This is a genomic window from Sulfitobacter sp. 1A15106 (assembly GCF_043556995.1).
Taxonomy (GTDB): Bacteria; Pseudomonadota; Alphaproteobacteria; order Rhodobacterales; family Rhodobacteraceae; genus Sulfitobacter; species Sulfitobacter faviae.
In genome coordinates this window covers 460,965-477,782 of the sequence record NZ_JBIFFM010000001.1, presented here as the reverse complement: position 1 = coordinate 477,782, position 16,818 = coordinate 460,965, and the positions used below count along the sequence as shown (strand labels likewise).

Here is a 16,818-nt window from a genome sequence, read left to right as displayed (position 1 = left end):
CCCGTTTTAGAAGTTTGCGGCCTCCAACGCCATGACCGTATCCGCGCCCGATTGGATGCGGGTCAGGTGCAGGGCCGTGGCGGGCAGTTGGCGCGCCATATAGTAGCGGCCGGTGGCCAGCTTGGTCTCGTAGAAGGTGGCGTCGCCGCTGCCGTTCTTCAATGCTTCTTTCGCCGCCAGACCCATCTTGGCCCACATCAGGCCGAGGCAGACATGACCGAACATATGCATGAAGTCATTGGACCCGGCGAGCGCGTTGTTGGGGTTCTTCATGCCGTTCTGCATGAAGTACATGCCCGCCGATTGCAGGTCCTTGCTGGCCGCCTTCAGGGGCTCAAGAAAGGCCGCGTCGAATTCGGCGTCTTGGCCTGCGTTGTCCTTGATGAAGCCCTTCACGAGGTCGAAGAAGGCCATGACATGCTTGCCGCCGTCCTGCGCCAGTTTGCGGCCCACGAGGTCAAGCGCCTGCACGCCGTTGGCGCCTTCGTAGATCTGTGCGATGCGGGCGTCACGGGTGAATTGGGACATGCCCCATTCCTCGATATAGCCGTGGCCGCCGTAGACCTGCTGCGCCTTCACGGTCATGTCGTAGCCTTGGTCGGTCAGGAAGCCCTTGATGACCGGGGTGAGCAGCGACACGAGGCCATCTGCGTCCTTATCCTCAGCGCGGTGCGCCGCGTCGATCATCGTGGCCCCCCATAGGATGAAGGCACGGGCGGCTTCGACAAAGCTTTTTTGGTCCATCAGCGAGCGGCGGATGTCGGGGTGAACGATCAGCGGATCGGCGGGCTTTTCAGGCGCCACGGCACCGGTCACGGCGCGGCCCTGCAGGCGGTCGTTGGCGTAGATCACAGCGTTCTGATAGGCGACTTCGGCCTGTGCCAGCCCCTGCATGCCGACGCCGACGCGGGCTTCGTTCATCATTGTGAACATGGCGCGCATGCCCTTGTGCTCGGTCCCCAGCAGATAGCCGGTGGCACCGTCGTAGTTCATCACGCAGGTGGAGTTGCCGTGGATGCCCATCTTCTCTTCGATGGAGCCGACGGAGACGCCGTTGCGCTCCCCCAAAGACCCATCTTCGTTGACCATGAACTTGGGCACGATGAAGAGCGACACGCCCTTGATGCCCTCAGGCCCGCCCTCGATCTTGGCCAGCACGAGGTGGATGATGTTGTCGGCCATGTCATGCTCACCCGAGGAGATGAAGATCTTCTGGCCAGAGATCTTGTAGCTGCCGTCGTCCTGCGGCGCCGCCTTGGTGCGCATCAGGCCCAGATCGGTGCCGCAATGCGGCTCGGTCAGGTTCATGGTGCCGGTCCATTCACAAGAGACCATCTTGGGCAGGTAGGTGTCCTTCTGCGCGTCGGTGCCATGAGCAAGGATCGCCGAGGCCGCGCCATGCGTCAGACCTTGGTACATGGTGAAGGCCTGGTTCGCGGCGGAGAACATCTCGCCCACGGCGGTGCCGAGGACGTAGGGCATGTTCTGCCCGCCATAGGCTTCGGGCATGTCGAGGCCGGGCCAGCCGCCTTCTTTCACCTTTTCAAAGGCTTCTTTGAACCCTTTCGGCGTATAGACTACACCGTTTTCCAAGCGGCATCCTTCCTTGTCGCCCACGACGTTCAGCGGGGCGAGCACTTCGGAGGTCAGCTTGCCCGCCTCTTCAAGGATGGCGGAGGTGAAATCAGGCTCCAGCTCATCATAGCCGGGGGTCTTGCTTTCGGTCACCTTCAGCACGTCGTGCAGAACGAATTGCAGGTCTTTGGTAGGGGCTGTGTAACTGGGCATCTTTGCTCTCCGGGTCTTCTTTTTATGGATGTGAGGGGCGGCGTCGCAGAGGTTATTCGGCGGCGCGGCGGGGTTGGTTCATGGAGGCGATCATCTTTTCCCCCCATTTCAACTGGTCCTTAAGGTCTTCGATGGCCTCGTTCAGCTCTTCGCGGCGCGACTCGAGGTCGGCCAGACGGGCGCGGGCGATCTCATAGGCGGCAGCGATCTGCGTCTGCTGCTGGTCGCCCATATGATAAAGGTCGAGCAGCTGGCGAATTTCTTCGAGGCTGAAGCCAAAGCGTTTGCCGCGCAGGATCAGCTTGAGCCGGGCGCGATCGCTTTTGGTGAACAGGCGTTTCTGGCCCTCGCGCAATGGGAAGAGCAGCTCTTTCGCTTCGTAGAACCGCAGGGTGCGGGGGGTCACTTCGAAAGCGTCGCACATCTGGCGAATGGTCAGCGTGTCGGCGGTCATCTCATCACTCTCCAATCGTCGTTTCGAGACTTCAGTTGGGGGCTGACCCTGCTGATACAATGGGAGCTGACGTTGACGTAAGTGATACGTTGCGTCACTTTGTGCGCAGGGGAATTTCATTTAGGTTTGAAAGGCTGGCGGGCGTGCGCCGCCCTCATGGCGCTGGGCATCAGAACGGGTGGGAGATGGCAAACCTCGATCAAAGCGGGCCGATGACGCTGGACGCGCTGGTCCACTGTGCGCAGAACGCCACAAGTGCGGCGGGCATTTTGGCCTGCGGTCTGGCCTACTATCAACGGCTTGGAATTGATCTGGTCAGCTATCACGGGGACAGCCCCGGCGCGCCTGCGATCCTCTATCAGTTCGACAGCAGTGGGACAGATGGACCGCGGTGGCATTCGCAGTTTCTGGACATAGAGAAGCTGCGCGAAAGCCCGGTCGAGGCGCTGGCCCGGCAGCAGGTGATGCCGATCTACTGGTCCGATGTGGCCCGCACGGCGCGGCTGACTGCTGCGGAAGACCACTATATGAAAGGGTTGATGCGGCGTTATCCGAATGACGGCGTGTCGCTCAGGGTACATGGCCCGGGCGGGGATTCCGCCGTGGTGGGGCTGGGCTTTGCCGCGAAACAGGCGCGGCTGTCCCTGGGGGAGCTGTATAAGCTTCTCAGCGCCGCCCAAATCGCGCATCTGCGCTATTGCGCCTTGGCCGAAAGCCAATCGCCGCGTGATTTCGGCCTGTCCCCGCGCGAGGTCGAGGTGTTGGAGTGGATTGCCACGGGCAAGAGCAACGGGGTCATTGCCGAGATCCTTGGGATTTCGCCCCATACGGTCGATACGATCGTGCGGCGAATTTTCTCCAAGCTTGAGGTGAATGACCGCACCACCGCTGCCATTCGCGGGCTCGGCGCCGGGCTGTTGCGCCGCCCGAAAGAGGGCGCGCCCTAGTGCAAGGTTGACCTCGCGTCGCTGTCGCGTGACTGCGTGACATGACCCCACGTCGTGGGGGCTGTAGGTGCGGGCGCTCGACCTAAAGAGGCACGAGGCATGTCAGAAAAACAAGAGCAGACAGGTAGCGGGGCTGAAAACGGTTCCGTGGCAGAAACGCGCGCGCGCGTAGTTGCAGAGCTGAAAGGCGCGTCCGAGACCATCGAAAACGGCGCATTCGATCTGGCCGGAGACGCGAGCGCGGATGTGGTGTCCGATCTCATCCGCATCACGGCGGACTTGCAGATGCTCATCGGGCAGTTGGCGCAGCGCAACAGCCGCTGAGCCCGCCGCTCAGCCCTTGTCCGAGGCGATGGCCGCGGCGGTGTCGTCGCGCAGCTTTTGCAATTCCGCCATGGCTTCGTCCAACTGGCGGCGCTGCTCGGCCAGTTCTTCCAATTGACCATCGGCCATGGTGACCCAAGTGCGCATCTGCGCCTCGGTCCCCTCTTTCTCATAGATCAACAGCCATTGGCGGATGTCCTCCAGCGCGAAGCCGAACTTGCGGCCCCGCAGGATCAGCTTCATCCGCGCCCGTTCGCGCGGGCCATAGAAACGCGAGCGCCCCTCACGGTGCGGTTGCAGCAATTCGATATACTCGTAATAGCGCAACGTGCGTGGCGTCACGTCAAATGCCGCGCACATCTCTTTGAATGTCAGGCGTTCATCGTCCAAAGCATCTTCTCCCTTCAGGCAAACTATGGTCAGGCGCGGGGATGCGCAACAGGCGGTCTTGCCCTTTGGCTATCTCGCCCTGATAAAGGACAAAACCAGACGCAGGGGGGTTGGGTTGCATGTCCGACAAATTAAAGCTGGCGCGACAGTTCATTCAGGCGCTGCCCCATTCCATGGCACTGGGGATGGAGTTGCAGGAGTTGGGCGATGGCTCTGCCGTGATCACCATGCCCTATGACGACAAGCTGATCGGTGACCCGCAGACCGGGGTGATCAGCGGCGGGGCGGTCTCGGCGCTGATGGACACCTGCTGCGGGGCTGCGGTGATGAGCCACCCGAGCAACCCGGCGGCCACCGCCACGATGGATCTTAGGATCGAATATCTGCGCGCCGCTACACCGGGGCAGACGATCATCACCCGCGCGACCTGCTATCACGTCACCCGTTCGGTCGCCTTCGTGCGGGCCACGACGACGGATGAGGACGCCGACAATCTTGTCGCCACGGCGACCGGTACTTTCACCGTGGAGGGGCACACATGACCACACGTCGCAAGCCGGAGCCGGTTCAGGTCATCAAGCAACGCCGCGACGGGGTGCTGCGCGCCATGGTCGAGGGCGTGCCCTATATTCGCTTTCTGGGCATCGAGTTCGAGCGCCGTGGCGATGAGCTGACCGGCATCATGCCCTTTTCCGAGCAGCTGATCGGCAACCCGATCCTGCCCGCTCTGCATGGCGGGGCCACGGCGGCCTTTCTTGAGGCGACCGCGATCATCACCCTCAGCTGGGGGCTGATCTGGGAGGATATGGAAAGTGGCGCGCTCGATCTGGACAATCTGGATGCCGACCACTTGCCGCGGCTGCCCAAGACGATCGATTTCACCGTGGATTACCTGCGGTCGGGCCTGCCGCGCGATGCCTATGCGCGGGCGCGGATCAACCGCTCGGGGCGGCGCTATGCCAGTGTCCATGTCGAGGCATGGCAGGACAACCGCAGCCGTATTTTTGCGCAGGCCACGGGCCATTTCCTGATGCCACAACGGCGTGGCTGAGCCGCAATCAGAGACCGAGCCACTGACCGACGCAGAGGTGCGCGCGGTTGAGCGTGGCACGCTGGCGGCGCGCGATGTGGTGACCCACCGCCGCGTGCTCAAGATCGCGGTTCCCATTGTCATCTCCAACGCCACCGTGCCGATCCTCGGCACGGTCGATACCGGCGTGGTGGGGCAGATGGGCGCCGCCGCCCCCATCGGCGCGGTGGGGCTGGGGGCGATCATCCTCTCGGCGCTCTACTGGATTTTCGGCTTTCTGCGGATGGGCACCGTGGGCCTCACCGCGCAGGCGGCGGGCAATGGCGAAGAGGGCGAGGTCGCCGCATTGCTGACGCGCGGGCTTTTGATCGGCGCGGGGGCGGGGCTGGCCTTGATGGCGCTGCAATGGCCGCTTTTCTGGGCCTCGTTCCAGATCGCCCCCGGATCGCCCGAGGTCGAGGGGCTGGCGCGGCAATATATGGCGATCCGCATCTGGTCTGCCCCCGCCGCGATCTCGATCTATGCGATCACCGGCTGGCTCATCGCGCAGGAGCGCAGCCGCGCCGTGCTGGTGTTGCAGGTCTGGATGAACGGGCTGAATATCCTGCTGGACCTGTGGTTCGTTCTGGGCCTCGGTTGGGGTGTCGAAGGCGTCGCCATCGCCACCTTCCTTGCGGAGTGGAGCGGCGCGGCCTTGGGCCTGTGGTTCTGCCGCGCGGCTTTCGCAGGGGTGGCGTGGCGCGATTGGGCGCAGGTCTTTGACGGGCCGCGCTGGACGCGCATGATGCAGGTGAACACCGATATCCTGATCCGCTCGCTTTTGTTGCAGGCGATCTTTGTCTCCTTCCTCTTCATGGGGTCGGGCTTGGGCGATGTGACCTTGGCGGCCAATCAGGTGCTGCTGCAATTCCTGATGATCACCTCCTACGGGCTGGACGGTTTCGCCTTCGCCGCCGAGGCGATCATTGGCCGGGCCTACGGCGCGGGGCAGCGCGATGTCCTGCGGCGCGGGGCGGTGCTGACCTCCGCTTGGGCGCTGTTGGTCAGCCTGCTGTTGGCGGTGGTCTTTGCCGTCAGCGGTGGCGCGATTATCGACCTGATGGCCAAGGCCCCGCAGGTGCAAGACCTCGCCCGGGTCTATCTGCCCTATATGGTCGCGGCACCGCTGCTGGGCTGTGCTGCCTATATGTTCGACGGCATCTTCATCGGCGCCACGCGGTCGCGCGACATGCGCAATATGATGCTGGTGTCGTTTCTGATCTATGCCGTGACCGCGCTGGCATTGGTGCCGAGCTTGGGCAATCACGGGCTTTGGATATCGCTTCTGGTGTCCTTCGTGGTGCGCGGCATCACGCTGGCGCTGCGCTACCCGGCCTTGGAACGCGCGGCGGGCTAGAGCAGCGCCTGCACCGCTTCGGGCGGGCGGCCGATCACTGCGCGGCCAGTGCTAAAGGCGATGGGGCGTTCGATCAGGATCGGATGGGCGGCCATGGCGTCGATCAGAGCCTCTTCGGGGCTGTCCTTGGTCAGGCCCAACTCTTTGAACAGCTTCTCGCCCGTCCGCATCATCTTGATCGCAGGCAGGCCAAGGGCGTCGCGGGCGGCGATGACCTCATCCCGTGTCGGCGCGTCTTCGAGGTAGCGGCGGAGGGTTACTTCCACCCCCGCCGCTTCGATCAATGCCAGCGTCTGCCGCGATTTCGAACAGCGCGGGTTATGCCATAGGGTGATCATAGCCAATCCTCGCGTTTGCTGCTCACGGCATCGGCCACGCTGGCAAAACCATCGCGGGCCAAGAGTGCATCCAGCCCGGTGGTGATCTCTCGCACCAGTCCGAGACCGCCGAAGACCAGCGCGGTGTAAAGTTGCAGGGCAGAGGCCCCGGCGCAGATCTTGGCATAGGCGGTCTGCGCGTCCGACACCCCGCCGACGCCGATCAGCGGAATATCCGTCAGCCCCGCCAGCCGCGCCAAGACGCGGGTCGAGCGGTCGAACAGCGGCGCACCCGACAGACCACCCGCCTCGCCTGCATGGGCGCTGGCAAGGCCAGTCCGGTCAAGCGTGGTATTGGTCGCGATGATGGCAGCAACGCCCGAATTTTGGGCAACCTCGGCCACATCCTCAATCTCGGCTTCGCTGAGATCGGGGGCGATTTTCAGGAAAACCGGCGTGGCGCCGCGCACGTCCATCACCCCTTCGAGCAGGGCCGAGAGCGCCGCTTTGCCCTGAAGGTCGCGCAGCTTCTCGGTATTGGGGGACGAGACATTGACCGTCGCGAAATCGACGTGATTGCGCGCGGCGGTCATCACGCGGGCAAAGTCGGCGGCGCGGTCTTGGCTGGTCTTGTTCGCACCAAGGTTCAGCCCCACCGGCACCCTCGCGCCACGGCGTGAAAGCCGGGCGCAGATCGCCTCCATCCCCTCGTTGTTAAAGCCGAAACGGTTGATCGCGGCGCGATCCTCGGTCAGGCGAAACAGGCGCGGGCGCGGATTGCCGGGCTGGGGCAGGGGCGTGGCGGCCCCCACTTCGACAAAGCCGAAACCGGCGCGGGAGAGGGGGGCGATTGCAGTGGCGTTCTTGTCGAACCCCGCCGCCAGCCCGACAGGGTTCGGCAGGTCCAGCCCCGCAAGCGTTGTGTGCAGCCGCGCAGAGGTCTGCGGCCCCGGCGCGGGCGCAAGCCCCGCCCGCAGCGCGCGGATCGCCAGACCGTGCGCCGCTTCGGGATCGACCCGGTGCAGCGCCCGCAGGCCCAGCCTTTCCAACAGCGGCGTCATTTGCTGGCCTCGCCCAATCCGGCGGGGAATTCATGCACGCCGTCGACCAACGGCAAAGGCTGCGCCCAGACCACGTCTTCGATCTTGAGCGGGCGGTAGAGATGGGGGAAAAGCGCACCGCCGCGCGAGGGTTCCCATTTCAGCGCATCACCCAGATCGTCGGTCTCAAGCGCGAGAAGGAACAGACCGTCCTCCCCCTTGAAATGTTTGGCGGCAGTCTCAGCGGCCTGTTCGGCGGTGGAGAAATGCACATAGCCATCGGTGACATCGACCGGCGCCCCGTCCGAGACCCCATTCTTGCGCAGCGCAGCCCATTCGTCTGCGCGGAATATCTTGAAAATCAGCATGGCTTCTGATGCCCGCCGGGCGGGGCGGGGTCAAGACCCGCGGGTGACCATAGGGCAGGTCATATGACCTTTGACACGGGCCAAACCCCGCGCCACGATACCGGCATAACAAGCAACAGGGGAACTATCATGAAACGATTCCTGACCGCGACCGCTGCGCTGGCTTTGACCAGCGGCATGGCGGCGGCAGAGTATAATCTGACCATTCTGCATACCAATGATTTCCATGACCGGTTCGAGCCGATCAGCAAATATGACGGCCCCTGCAGCGCCGAGGATAACGCCGAGGGCAAATGCTTTGGCGGCGTCGCGCGCATGGTCACCGCCATCGAAGCCGCACGCGAACGCGCGGGCGAGAACCACCTGCTGCTGGATGCGGGCGACTGGTTCCAAGGCTCGCTTTTCTACACGCGCTACAAGGGTGACATGGCGGCTGAGTTCATGTCGAAGCTCGACTATGACGTGATGGCCGTGGGCAACCACGAGTTTGACGACGGCCCCGAGGGGTTGGCCGATTTCGTGGCACAGGTCGATTTCCCCGTGCTCTCGGCCAATATCGACGTGAGCGGTGTCGAGGGGCTGGAGGGCGAGATCGGCAAATCCACCGTGGTTGAGGTTGGTGGAGAGCGGATCGGCATCGTTTCCGTCCTTGCCGAAGATACGCCCGAGACCTCCTCGCCCGGGGCGGAGGTGATCTTCTCTCCCGCAGCGGATGCGGCACAGGCCGAGATCGACGCGCTGACCGAGGATGGGGTTAACAAGATCATCCTGCTCACTCACATCGGGCTGGCGGGCGACAAGCGGCTGGCCGAGGAGTTGACCGGCGTCGACCTGATCGTCGGCGGCCATTCTCATACGCTTCTGAGCAACAGCGAAGAGCGGGCCGAGGGCGCTTACCCGACCATGGTCAACGACGTGCCGATCGTGCAGGCCTATGCCTACAGCAAATATCTGGGCGAGCTGAACGTCACCTTCGATGATGCGGGCGAGGTGACTGCGATCTCCGGCGATCCGATCCTGCTCGACGCCTCGGTCGAAGAGGATCAGGCGACGGTCGATCTGGTGGCCGAACGCGCCGCCCCGCTGGAGGAGCTGCGCCAGAAGGTCGTGGCCGAGACATCGGAGACCATCGAAGGCAGCCGTGACATCTGTCGCGCGCAGGAGTGCGCCATGGGCAACCTTGTCTCTGACGCGATGCTGGACCGGGTCAAGGATCAGGGCATCGACGTGGCGATCTCCAACGCGGGCGGCCTGCGCGCCTCCATCGACGCGGGTGAGGTGACCATGGGCGAGGTGCTGACCGTGCTGCCGTTCCAGAACGCGCTCTCGACCTTCCAGATCAGCGGTGCGACCCTGATCGAAGCCTTGGAAAACGGGGTGAGCCAGTTGGAAGACGGCGCGGGCCGTTTCCCGCAGGTGGCGGGCATGTCCTATACCTTTGATCCCAAGGCCGAGCCCGGCAGCCGCATCAGCGATGTGATGGTGGGTGGCGAACCGATTGATCCCGAAAAGACCTATGGCGCCGTGTCCAACAACTATGTCCGCAATGGCGGCGACGGCTACGCGATGTTCAAGGACGCCGAGAATGCCTATGACTTCGGCCCCGATCTGGCGGATGTGACGGCGGAGTATCTGGCGAAGAACGGCAGCTACAAACCCTACACCGATGGCCGCATCAAGATGAAGTAAGGGCCCCGGGCCTCAGCGAGAGGGCGCGTCCAGCGGGGCGCGCCCTTTTTGTTTGCAAATAGCCGGGCAGGGCCCTTGATTCCGGGCTGATGCCCAAGCTGCGCGTCCCCCCACAAGCCAGCCCCTTGCACCTCTCCCGCCAAGGGATACACATGCGGTAACCAAATAGGAGACCGCTATGCTCACCCCCTTCCACCTTGCCTATAACGTCCGCGACCTTGATGAGACCCGCGCCTTCTACGGCGATGTGCTGGGCTGCACCGAAGGCCGTTCGACCGAAACTTGGGTCGATTATTCCTTCTTCGGCCATCAGATCTCCATGCATTTGGGCGAGCCTTTCAAGACAGAGGCCACCGGCAAGGTCGGTGAGCATATGGTGCCGATGCCGCATCTGGGCGTCGTCCTGCGGATGGAGGATTGGAAGGCGCTGGCGGAGCGGCTGAAGGGCGCAGAGGTCGACTTCGTGATCGAACCCTCGCTGCGTTTCGAAGGGGAGCCGGGCGAGCAAGCGACCATGTTCTTCCGCGACCCGTCGGGCAATCCGATCGAGGTCAAAGGGTTCGCCGATATGGACCGCGTTTTTGCCCAATAAGGCCAAGCGCTGAAACGACAAAGCCCCGCTGTCGCAAGCGGGGCTTTGAAGGGCTGAAACCGGTGCGGGCTCAGTCGAAGCTGATCGCCCCTTCGAAAGCAGGCTCTTCCAAGGTTTGCCCGCTGAAACGCGTCGGGGTCTGTGCGGTGATGTTGAGCGTGTAGCTGCCGTTCACGGGGATCGGCCCGCTGGTCCATGCCTCATCCTCGCCGGTGATCGTATGGCTGCCGGTGGCGTTGTTGGTAAAGACCACTTGATCGCCCGGCTGCACATGGGACAGCGATGGGAAATAGGCGCCGTCGACGATCAGCACGTTGCGGCTTTCGGCCATGGCGCCAGCGGCACAGAGGCTCAGGGCAAGGGCCAGAGCGCCGGTGCTTTTGCGGTATGAACTTAGCATCATCTGCTCCTTTGGAACGCCCGATGCGGGCGGGTTAGCCGGTTTCATACAAGGTAAATGCGGCATAACTTGGGCCAGCTTTGCGCGGCTCATCCTGCCGTCGCAGGCTCCGCCTGCTGGGCCAGCCAGCCGCGGAATGACGCAAGCGCCGCCGTCTCGTCCCGGTCGTCAGGCCAGACGAGGTAGTAGTTGCCGATGCTCTGCGTGGTGGGCGAGGCGGCCAGCACCAATTGCCCGTCGCGCAGGTAGGGGCGGGCGAAGAAGGTCGGCAGCAGCGCCACCCCCAGCCCGTGAATGGCCGCCTGCGCCATGGTCGAGAATTGGTCGAACATCATGCCGCCCGGCGGCTCATCCGTCACCCCGAGCGAGGACAGCCAGCGCGCCCATCCGCGCGGGCGGGTTTCTAGGTGAAGCAGCGGCAGATGGCGCACGTCGCGTGCATCCTCCAAGGGTGCGGGCAGCAGGTCGGGCGCGCAGACCGCCACCACCGTTTCCGGCAAAAGCGGCAGGTAGCGCACGCCGGGCCAATCTTCATGACCAAAATGAATGGCGGCGTCGAATCGGCTGCCCGCAAAGGTAAAGGGCCGCAGCCGGGTCGATAGGTTCACCGTCACCTCCGGGTGGTCGCGCGCGAAATCGCGCAGGCGCGGGGCCAGCCAATGCATCCCGAAGGCAGGCAGGATCGCCAGATTAAGCGTGCCGCCCGTGGGGTTTGTCCGGGCCGAGACCGAGGCCTGCGCCAGCCGGTTCAGGATGTCGCGCACCTGCGTTACATAATCCAATCCGGCTTGCGTCGGGGTTAGACGGCGGCCCTGACGGATCATCAGCGTCACGCCCAGCTGTTCCTCCAGCGTCTTGATCTGACGGCTGACCGCGCTTTGCGTGAGGTTCAATTCCTGCGCCGCCGCCGTGGCGGTGCCGAGCCGCACGACCGCCTCGAAAGACAGCAGGGCCGAGATCGAAGGCAGGAAGCGGCGCGGCGCGATCATATGACTTTTTCTCATGAACTCAGGACAAAGCAGCGATAGAGTTCGCGCCGCCGATTTGCAATACTGCCGCAAATCACATCACCCGAAAGGATGCATCATGACCGCTGACGCCCCCAAGCTGCGCGCCAAGGACAAACCCGATCTTGGAACCTTCGACTGGCAGGATCCCTTCCGCCTCGACAGCCAATTGACCGAAGACGAGCGCATGATCCGCGATTCCGCCCGCGCCTATGCGCAGGAAAAGCTGCAACCGCGTGTTATCGAAGCCTTTGCCGAGGAAAAGACCGACCCCGAGATCTTCCGCGAGATGGGCGAGATGGGCCTTCTTGGCGTCACCATCCCCGAGGAATACGGCGGTCTGGGCGGCAGCTACGTCTCCTACGGTCTCGTCGCCCGTGAGGTCGAGCGTGTGGACAGCGGCTACCGGTCGATGATGTCGGTGCAGGCGAGCCTCGTCATGTATCCGATCTATGCCTATGGCTCCGAGGAGCAGCGCCAGAAATACCTGCCCAAGCTCTGCTCGGGCGAATGGATCGGCTGCTTTGGCCTGACCGAGCCCGATGCGGGTTCCGACCCCGCGGGCATGAAAACCCGCGCCGTGAAGACCGACACTGGCTACAAGCTGACCGGTTCCAAGATGTGGATCTCGAACTCCCCCATCGCCGATGTCTTTGTGGTTTGGGCCAAGTCCGAGGCGCATGACGGCAAAATCCGCGGCTTCGTGCTGGAAAAGGGCATGAAGGGTCTCAGCGCGCCGAAGGTCGGCAACAAGCTCAGCTTGCGCGCCTCGATCACCGGCGAGATCGTGATGGACGGTGTCGAAGTGGGCGAGGATGCGCTGCTGCCGCACGTGGAAGGCCTGAAAGGTCCCTTCGGCTGCCTCAACCGCGCCCGCTACGGCATCTCCTGGGGCGCGATGGGCGCCGCCGAATTCTGTTGGCACGCCGCGCTGCAATACGGTCTCGACCGCAAGCAGTTCAACAAGCCGCTGGCCCAGACCCAGTTGTTTCAGAAGAAACTCGCGGACATGATGACCGAAATCTCGCTTGGCCTGCAGGGGTCACTGCAGGTGGGCCGCCTGATGGACGCCGCCAATGCCGCCCCCGAGATGATCTCGATCGTGAAGCGCAACAACTGCGGCAAGGCGCTCGACGTCGCACGCATGTCGCGCGACATGCACGGCGGCAACGGCATCTCTGGCGAATTCCAGGTGATCCGCCACATGATGAACCTCGAGACGGTGAACACCTACGAGGGCACCCATGACGTGCATGCGCTGATCCTGGGCCGCGCCCAGACCGGCCTGCAGGCGTTCTTCTAAATACTGGCTTCGGGGGGCACCCCCCGGCCACCGAAAAAACTTATGGCCAGAAAGAGGGGCGCCGCCTTTCTTTCTGGCCGACATGCTTTCGCCGAGAGCGATTAATTTCTATTTCAAGAGGCCCCATGGACCGCGTTGCCATCGTTCATGAGAACTTCCTCCGTCGCGTTGCGGCGGGGGATTTTCCCGTTTCCACCTCCCCGCAAAAGGCGCTTGATCGCGACCAGTTGGAGCAGCTCTACCGCGCGCAGGTGCTGAGCCGAGCGCTTGATCTGCAAAGCCGCGTCATGCAGAAGGAGGGGCAGGGGTTCTACACCATCGGTTCCTCCGGCCACGAGGGGATGGCAGCGGTGGCGGCGGCGCTGCGCGTCGATGACATCGCTTTCCTGCATTACCGCGACGCGGCCTTTCAGATCGCCCGTGCCGATCAGGCCGGGGGGCAGGACATGATGCGCGACATGCTCCTGAGCTTTGCCTGCTCGGCGGAGGACCCGACCAGCGGCGGGCGGCACAAGGTGCTGGGTTCGCGCCCACTGATGATCCCGCCGCAGACCTCTACCATCGCGAGCCATCTGCCCAAGGCGGTAGGGGCCGCGCATTCCATCGGCATGGCGCGGCGGCACCGGCCTGAGCACGCGATCCTGCCGCGCGACGGCATCGCCATGTGCAGCTTCGGCGACGCCTCGGCCAATCACTCCACCGCGCAGGGCGCGATCAACGCCGCTTGCTGGACCGCCGTGCAGGGCGTGCCGCTGCCGCTGCTCTTTGTCTGCGAGGACAATGGCATCGGGATTTCGACCAAGACACCGACGGGATGGATCAAGGCGTCGATGTCGGCGCGGCCGGGGTTGAAGTATTTCGAGGGCGACGGGCTCGATCTGCACGCGGCCTATGCGGCGGCGAAGGCGGCGGGGGACTACGTGCGCGTGCATCGCAAGCCGGCTTTCCTGCATCTGCGCACCGTGCGGCTCTATGGCCATGCCGGGGCGGATGTGGCGACCTCCTATCTGCCCCGCGCTGAGGTGGAGGCGGATGAGGCCAACGATCCGCTGCTGCATTCCGCACGGCTGTTGGTGGAGGCTGGGGCTTCCAACGAAGAGGCGCTGGCGATCTACCGCGATACGCAAGCCGCGGTCGCGAAGGCGGCTGACGAGGTGGTGAAACGCCCCCGGCTGAAGACGGCGTCGGACGTCATGGCGAGCCTCGTGCCGCCCAAGCGCGACTGCGCGCCCAGCAACGGGCCGAGCGCGGAGGCGCGGGCTGACACCTTTGGCAGCGACATGGGGCAGATGGACAATCCCCAGCCGATGTCGCGGCTGATCAACTGGGCGCTGCACGACCTGATGCTTTCGCACCCCGAGACCATGCTGATGGGCGAGGACGTAGGTCGCAAGGGCGGGGTCTATGGCGTCACCCAGAAGCTGCAGAACCGTTTTGGCCCCGGTCGGGTGATCGACACGCTGCTGGATGAGCAGAGCATCCTCGGCCTCGCCATCGGCATGGCGCACAACGGCTTCGTGCCGATGCCGGAGATCCAGTTCCTCGCTTATCTGCACAATGCCGAGGACCAGCTGCGCGGCGAGGCGGCGACTTTGCCCTTCTTCTCAGACGGGCAATGGAGCAACCCAATGGTGCTGCGCATTGCGGGGCTGGGCTATCAGAAAGGGTTCGGCGGGCATTTCCATAACGACAACTCACTGGCCGTGCTGCGCGACATTCCGGGTATCGTCATCGCTTGCCCCTCGGCGGGGGACGACGCGGCGATGATGCTGCGCGAGGCGCACCGTCTGGCGCGGGAGGAGCAGCGCGTTGTGGTCTTTGTCGAGCCCATCGCGCTCTACCCAATGCGCGACCTGATGGAGGCCGGGGACGGCGGCTGGATGCGGAACTATCCGGCGCCTGACCGGCGGATCGGTCTGGACGAGGTCGGGGTCACGGGTGCGGGCGGTGATCTGGCGATCGTGAGCTACGGCAACGGGCATTATCTGAGCCAGCAGGCGGCGCGCGATTTGGCCGAGGCAGGTGTTGATGCGCGGGTGATCGACCTGCGCTGGCTGGCGCCTTTGCCGGAGGATGCTTTGATCGAGGCCATCGGGGATCGTCCGGTGCTGATCGTTGACGAGTGTCGTCGGACGGGCGGGCAGGCCGAGGCGCTGATGGCGCTGATGGCGGAGCGCGGTGTGGCAAAGTTTGCTCGGCTGACGGCGGAGGACAGTTTTATCGCCACGGGGCCAGCCTACGCGGCAACGCTGCCTTCGCGCGAGGGCATCGTGACGGCGGCGCGGGACTTGCTGGGGTAGGGTTAGCTTCTGCCACCCGGCCCGGAACAAGCCGCAGGCGCCGGGCCATCGCCTGCCCGCCCGTCACGCCGAAGGCGTGCCAGAATATGCTGGGCGCACCTTCGGTGCGACCGGGTAGGCGATTTGATGAGGCTGGGTGGCACATTGCTCAAGCACATCATGGTTGAACCATAAAGCGGCACGAAGGCACGTTGGATCGCCGACCCGCGGGCAGGCGATGGCCCTTAGTGGCTATCCGCCGGTGCGCCGCCTTGGAAGTTATTCCCATTCACATAATCGCAAGGCTCTTCGCGCATCTCCAGATGCAGGCCATCGCCTGTGTAAGGATGCGCGCGGGCCAGCGCCTCATCCACTTCGATCCCCAGACCGGGCGCTTTGGGGGCGGTGATGAAGCCGTCCTCCACCCGGATCGACCCTTTGATCAATTGGTCATGGAACGGCGTCTCAATACATTCGCACATCAGGATGTTCGGGATGGCGGTGGCAAGCTGCACATTCGCGGCCCATTCCACCGGCCCGGCATAGAGATGCGGCGCCACTTGCGCGTTATAGACCTCGGCCATGGTGGCGATCTTCTTGGCCTCCGCGATGCCGCCCACACGTCCAAGGGCCGGTTGCAGGATCTCCGCCGCCCCGGCCCGCAACAAAGGCGCGAATTCGGCCTTGGTGGTCAGCCGCTCGCCCGTGGCCACAGGGACGCGCACGCCGCGCGCGACCTTGGCCATCTGCTCAGGCGCGTCTGGCGGGATCGGCTCTTCGTACCACAGCGGGCTATAGGGTTCGATCGCTTGGCCCAGCCGGATTGCGCCCGCGGTGGTGAACTGCCCATGGGTGCCAAATAGCAGGTCGGCGCGGTCGCCCACCGCCTCTCGGATAGCCTTGCAGAACGCCGCCGAGGTGCTGATGTCCGACATCGCAGGCATATGCCCGCCGCGCAGCGTATAGGGGCCGGCGGGGTCGAATTTCACCGCCGTATAGCCGCGCGCCACGCAATCCGCCGCCGATTCCGCCGCCATCTCGGGCGAGGTCCAGAAATCCGCCATGCTGTGATGCGGCAGCGGGTAGAGGTAGGTATAGCCGCGCACCCGGTCATTGGTGCGCCCGCCGATCAGCGCATGCACCGGGCGGTCGCGGTCCTTGCCCAAGATGTCCCAACAGGCGATCTCAAGCCCCGAAAACGCGCCCATGACGGTCAGGTCTGGCCGCTGGGTGAAGCCTGCGGAATAGGCACGGCGGAACATCAACTCGATATTCTCGGGATTCTCGCCCTGCATATGGCGGGCAAAAACGTCTTCGATCACGGCGCGCATCGCGTCCGGCCCGACGCTGGCGGCATAGCATTCGCCCCAGCCGGTTATGCCGGTGTCGGTGGTCAGTTTGACCAATATCCAATAGCGCCCGCCCCAGCCGGGGGCGGGCGGGGCCGTCACGATGATATCGAGGTCTTGCAGTTTCATGACGGTCCCTTTCGTC

Annotated in this window: 18 protein-coding genes; 9 read left to right on the top strand and 9 right to left on the bottom strand. The window is 64.0% G+C overall.

Annotation, left to right across the window (positions count from 1 at the left end; all coding sequences use genetic code 11):
- Nucleotides 1-6 precede the first annotated feature (6 nt).
- Nucleotides 7-1,788, bottom strand: a complete 1,782-nt coding sequence (locus ACGYKA_RS02315) for an acyl-CoA dehydrogenase C-terminal domain-containing protein (protein ID WP_394411371.1) — start codon at nucleotides 1,786-1,788, stop codon at nucleotides 7-9.
- A gap of 52 nt (nucleotides 1,789-1,840) precedes the next feature.
- Nucleotides 1,841-2,242, bottom strand: a complete 402-nt coding sequence (locus ACGYKA_RS02310) for a MerR family DNA-binding transcriptional regulator (protein ID WP_067261195.1) — start codon at nucleotides 2,240-2,242, stop codon at nucleotides 1,841-1,843.
- Nucleotides 2,243-2,427: 185 nt separating this feature from the next.
- Between ACGYKA_RS02310 and ACGYKA_RS02305 the strand changes: the two genes are divergently transcribed.
- Nucleotides 2,428-3,189, top strand: a complete 762-nt coding sequence (locus ACGYKA_RS02305; protein WP_394411369.1) for a LuxR C-terminal-related transcriptional regulator — start codon at nucleotides 2,428-2,430, stop codon at nucleotides 3,187-3,189.
- Nucleotides 3,190-3,288: 99 nt separating this feature from the next.
- Nucleotides 3,289-3,513: a hypothetical protein gene (locus ACGYKA_RS02300; protein ID WP_271688094.1), complete on the top strand. Its 225-nt coding sequence runs from the start codon at nucleotides 3,289-3,291 to the stop codon at nucleotides 3,511-3,513.
- Between the two features lie 9 nt (nucleotides 3,514-3,522).
- On the opposite strand, the gene ACGYKA_RS02295 is transcribed toward ACGYKA_RS02300, so the two are convergent.
- Nucleotides 3,523-3,903 (bottom strand): MerR family DNA-binding transcriptional regulator, encoded by a 381-nt coding sequence (locus tag ACGYKA_RS02295; RefSeq protein ID WP_067261191.1) that lies wholly within the window; start codon nucleotides 3,901-3,903, stop codon nucleotides 3,523-3,525.
- 119 nt (nucleotides 3,904-4,022) lie between these two features.
- Between ACGYKA_RS02295 and ACGYKA_RS02290 the strand changes: the two genes are divergently transcribed.
- Genes ACGYKA_RS02290 through ACGYKA_RS02280 form a run of 3 tightly spaced genes read left to right on the top strand, consistent with a single transcriptional unit; the run spans nucleotide 4,023 to nucleotide 6,329 of the window.
- Nucleotides 4,023-4,445, top strand: coding sequence for a PaaI family thioesterase (locus tag ACGYKA_RS02290; protein WP_067261213.1), 423 nt, complete (start codon nucleotides 4,023-4,025; stop codon nucleotides 4,443-4,445).
- Nucleotides 4,442-4,954, top strand: a complete 513-nt coding sequence (locus ACGYKA_RS02285; RefSeq protein WP_209218213.1) for a PaaI family thioesterase — start codon at nucleotides 4,442-4,444, stop codon at nucleotides 4,952-4,954. Before ACGYKA_RS02290 ends, ACGYKA_RS02285 begins: the two co-directional genes overlap by 4 nt.
- Before the next feature lie 22 nt (nucleotides 4,955-4,976).
- The gene (locus ACGYKA_RS02280) at nucleotides 4,977-6,329 is read left to right on the top strand and encodes an MATE family efflux transporter (protein WP_394411774.1); all 1,353 of its coding nucleotides are present in this window, start codon (nucleotides 4,977-4,979) and stop codon (nucleotides 6,327-6,329) included.
- On the opposite strand, the gene arsC is transcribed toward ACGYKA_RS02280, so the two are convergent.
- The 3 genes from arsC to ACGYKA_RS02265 are packed head-to-tail and all read right to left on the bottom strand — an operon-like array spanning nucleotide 6,326 to nucleotide 8,054.
- Nucleotides 6,326-6,667, bottom strand: coding sequence for an arsenate reductase (glutaredoxin) (gene arsC / locus ACGYKA_RS02275; RefSeq protein ID WP_394411366.1), 342 nt, complete (start codon nucleotides 6,665-6,667; stop codon nucleotides 6,326-6,328). The two genes, ACGYKA_RS02280 and arsC, sit on opposite strands and share 4 nt — an antisense overlap.
- The gene (locus tag ACGYKA_RS02270; protein WP_394411363.1) at nucleotides 6,664-7,707 is read right to left on the bottom strand and encodes a quinone-dependent dihydroorotate dehydrogenase; all 1,044 of its coding nucleotides are present in this window, start codon (nucleotides 7,705-7,707) and stop codon (nucleotides 6,664-6,666) included. Before ACGYKA_RS02270 ends, arsC begins: the two co-directional genes overlap by 4 nt.
- A complete protein-coding gene (locus ACGYKA_RS02265) occupies nucleotides 7,704-8,054 on the bottom strand; it encodes a DUF952 domain-containing protein (RefSeq protein WP_394411360.1) in 351 nt (116 codons plus the stop codon). Before ACGYKA_RS02265 ends, ACGYKA_RS02270 begins: the two co-directional genes overlap by 4 nt.
- Before the next feature lie 129 nt (nucleotides 8,055-8,183).
- Here ACGYKA_RS02265 and ACGYKA_RS02260 point away from each other — a divergent pair, with 129 nt between their 5' ends.
- Together ACGYKA_RS02260 and ACGYKA_RS02255 are read left to right on the top strand one after the other, a co-directional pair.
- A complete protein-coding gene (locus tag ACGYKA_RS02260) occupies nucleotides 8,184-9,743 on the top strand; it encodes a bifunctional metallophosphatase/5'-nucleotidase (protein WP_394411357.1) in 1,560 nt (519 codons plus the stop codon).
- Nucleotides 9,744-9,921: 178 nt separating this feature from the next.
- Nucleotides 9,922-10,335 (top strand): VOC family protein, encoded by a 414-nt coding sequence (locus ACGYKA_RS02255; RefSeq protein WP_271688085.1) that lies wholly within the window; start codon nucleotides 9,922-9,924, stop codon nucleotides 10,333-10,335.
- A 70-nt stretch (nucleotides 10,336-10,405) separates the two neighbouring features.
- Here ACGYKA_RS02255 and ACGYKA_RS02250 read toward each other — a convergent pair whose 3' ends face one another.
- Both ACGYKA_RS02250 and ACGYKA_RS02245 read right to left on the bottom strand, forming a co-directional pair.
- Nucleotides 10,406-10,735 carry a hypothetical protein gene (locus ACGYKA_RS02250; protein ID WP_394411354.1) on the bottom strand — a complete coding sequence of 110 codons (330 nt, stop codon included), beginning with the start codon at nucleotides 10,733-10,735 and terminating at the stop codon, nucleotides 10,406-10,408.
- A gap of 89 nt (nucleotides 10,736-10,824) precedes the next feature.
- Entirely contained in the window at nucleotides 10,825-11,724 is a 900-nt protein-coding gene (locus ACGYKA_RS02245; protein WP_271688083.1) for a LysR substrate-binding domain-containing protein, read from the bottom strand.
- 97 nt (nucleotides 11,725-11,821) lie between these two features.
- On the opposite strand from ACGYKA_RS02245, the gene ACGYKA_RS02240 reads away from it, so the two are divergent.
- Entirely contained in the window at nucleotides 11,822-13,045 is a 1,224-nt protein-coding gene (locus tag ACGYKA_RS02240) for an acyl-CoA dehydrogenase (protein WP_394411351.1), read from the top strand.
- Between the two features lie 125 nt (nucleotides 13,046-13,170).
- On the top strand, nucleotides 13,171-15,345 hold the full coding sequence (locus ACGYKA_RS02235; RefSeq protein WP_394437808.1) for a thiamine pyrophosphate-dependent enzyme: 2,175 nt from the start codon (nucleotides 13,171-13,173) through the stop codon (nucleotides 15,343-15,345).
- A 224-nt stretch (nucleotides 15,346-15,569) separates the two neighbouring features.
- On the opposite strand, the gene ACGYKA_RS02230 is transcribed toward ACGYKA_RS02235, so the two are convergent.
- A complete protein-coding gene (locus tag ACGYKA_RS02230) occupies nucleotides 15,570-16,802 on the bottom strand; it encodes a mandelate racemase/muconate lactonizing enzyme family protein (protein WP_394411345.1) in 1,233 nt (410 codons plus the stop codon).
- Nucleotides 16,803-16,818 lie beyond the last annotated feature (16 nt).

Excerpts from the sequence above, each read along its gene's own strand:
- ACGYKA_RS02315 (WP_394411371.1), bottom strand. The coding sequence starts at position 1,788 with ATGCCCAGTTACACAGCCCCTACCAAAGACCTGCAATTCGTTCTGCAC.
- ACGYKA_RS02310 (WP_067261195.1), bottom strand. The coding sequence starts at position 2,242 with ATGACCGCCGACACGCTGACCATTCGCCAGATGTGCGACGCTTTCGAA.
- ACGYKA_RS02305 (WP_394411369.1), top strand. The coding sequence starts at position 2,428 with ATGGCAAACCTCGATCAAAGCGGGCCGATGACGCTGGACGCGCTGGTC.
- ACGYKA_RS02300 (WP_271688094.1), top strand. The coding sequence starts at position 3,289 with ATGTCAGAAAAACAAGAGCAGACAGGTAGCGGGGCTGAAAACGGTTCC.
- ACGYKA_RS02290 (WP_067261213.1), top strand. The coding sequence starts at position 4,023 with ATGTCCGACAAATTAAAGCTGGCGCGACAGTTCATTCAGGCGCTGCCC.
- ACGYKA_RS02285 (WP_209218213.1), top strand. The coding sequence starts at position 4,442 with ATGACCACACGTCGCAAGCCGGAGCCGGTTCAGGTCATCAAGCAACGC.
- arsC (WP_394411366.1), bottom strand. The coding sequence starts at position 6,667 with ATGATCACCCTATGGCATAACCCGCGCTGTTCGAAATCGCGGCAGACG.
- ACGYKA_RS02270 (WP_394411363.1), bottom strand. The coding sequence starts at position 7,707 with ATGACGCCGCTGTTGGAAAGGCTGGGCCTGCGGGCGCTGCACCGGGTC.
- ACGYKA_RS02265 (WP_394411360.1), bottom strand. The coding sequence starts at position 8,054 with ATGCTGATTTTCAAGATATTCCGCGCAGACGAATGGGCTGCGCTGCGC.
- ACGYKA_RS02260 (WP_394411357.1), top strand. The coding sequence starts at position 8,184 with ATGAAACGATTCCTGACCGCGACCGCTGCGCTGGCTTTGACCAGCGGC.
- ACGYKA_RS02255 (WP_271688085.1), top strand. The coding sequence starts at position 9,922 with ATGCTCACCCCCTTCCACCTTGCCTATAACGTCCGCGACCTTGATGAG.
- ACGYKA_RS02250 (WP_394411354.1), bottom strand. The coding sequence starts at position 10,735 with ATGCTAAGTTCATACCGCAAAAGCACCGGCGCTCTGGCCCTTGCCCTG.
- ACGYKA_RS02245 (WP_271688083.1), bottom strand. The coding sequence starts at position 11,724 with ATGATCGCGCCGCGCCGCTTCCTGCCTTCGATCTCGGCCCTGCTGTCT.
- ACGYKA_RS02240 (WP_394411351.1), top strand. The coding sequence starts at position 11,822 with ATGACCGCTGACGCCCCCAAGCTGCGCGCCAAGGACAAACCCGATCTT.
- ACGYKA_RS02235 (WP_394437808.1), top strand. The coding sequence starts at position 13,171 with ATGGACCGCGTTGCCATCGTTCATGAGAACTTCCTCCGTCGCGTTGCG.
- ACGYKA_RS02230 (WP_394411345.1), bottom strand. The coding sequence starts at position 16,802 with ATGAAACTGCAAGACCTCGATATCATCGTGACGGCCCCGCCCGCCCCC.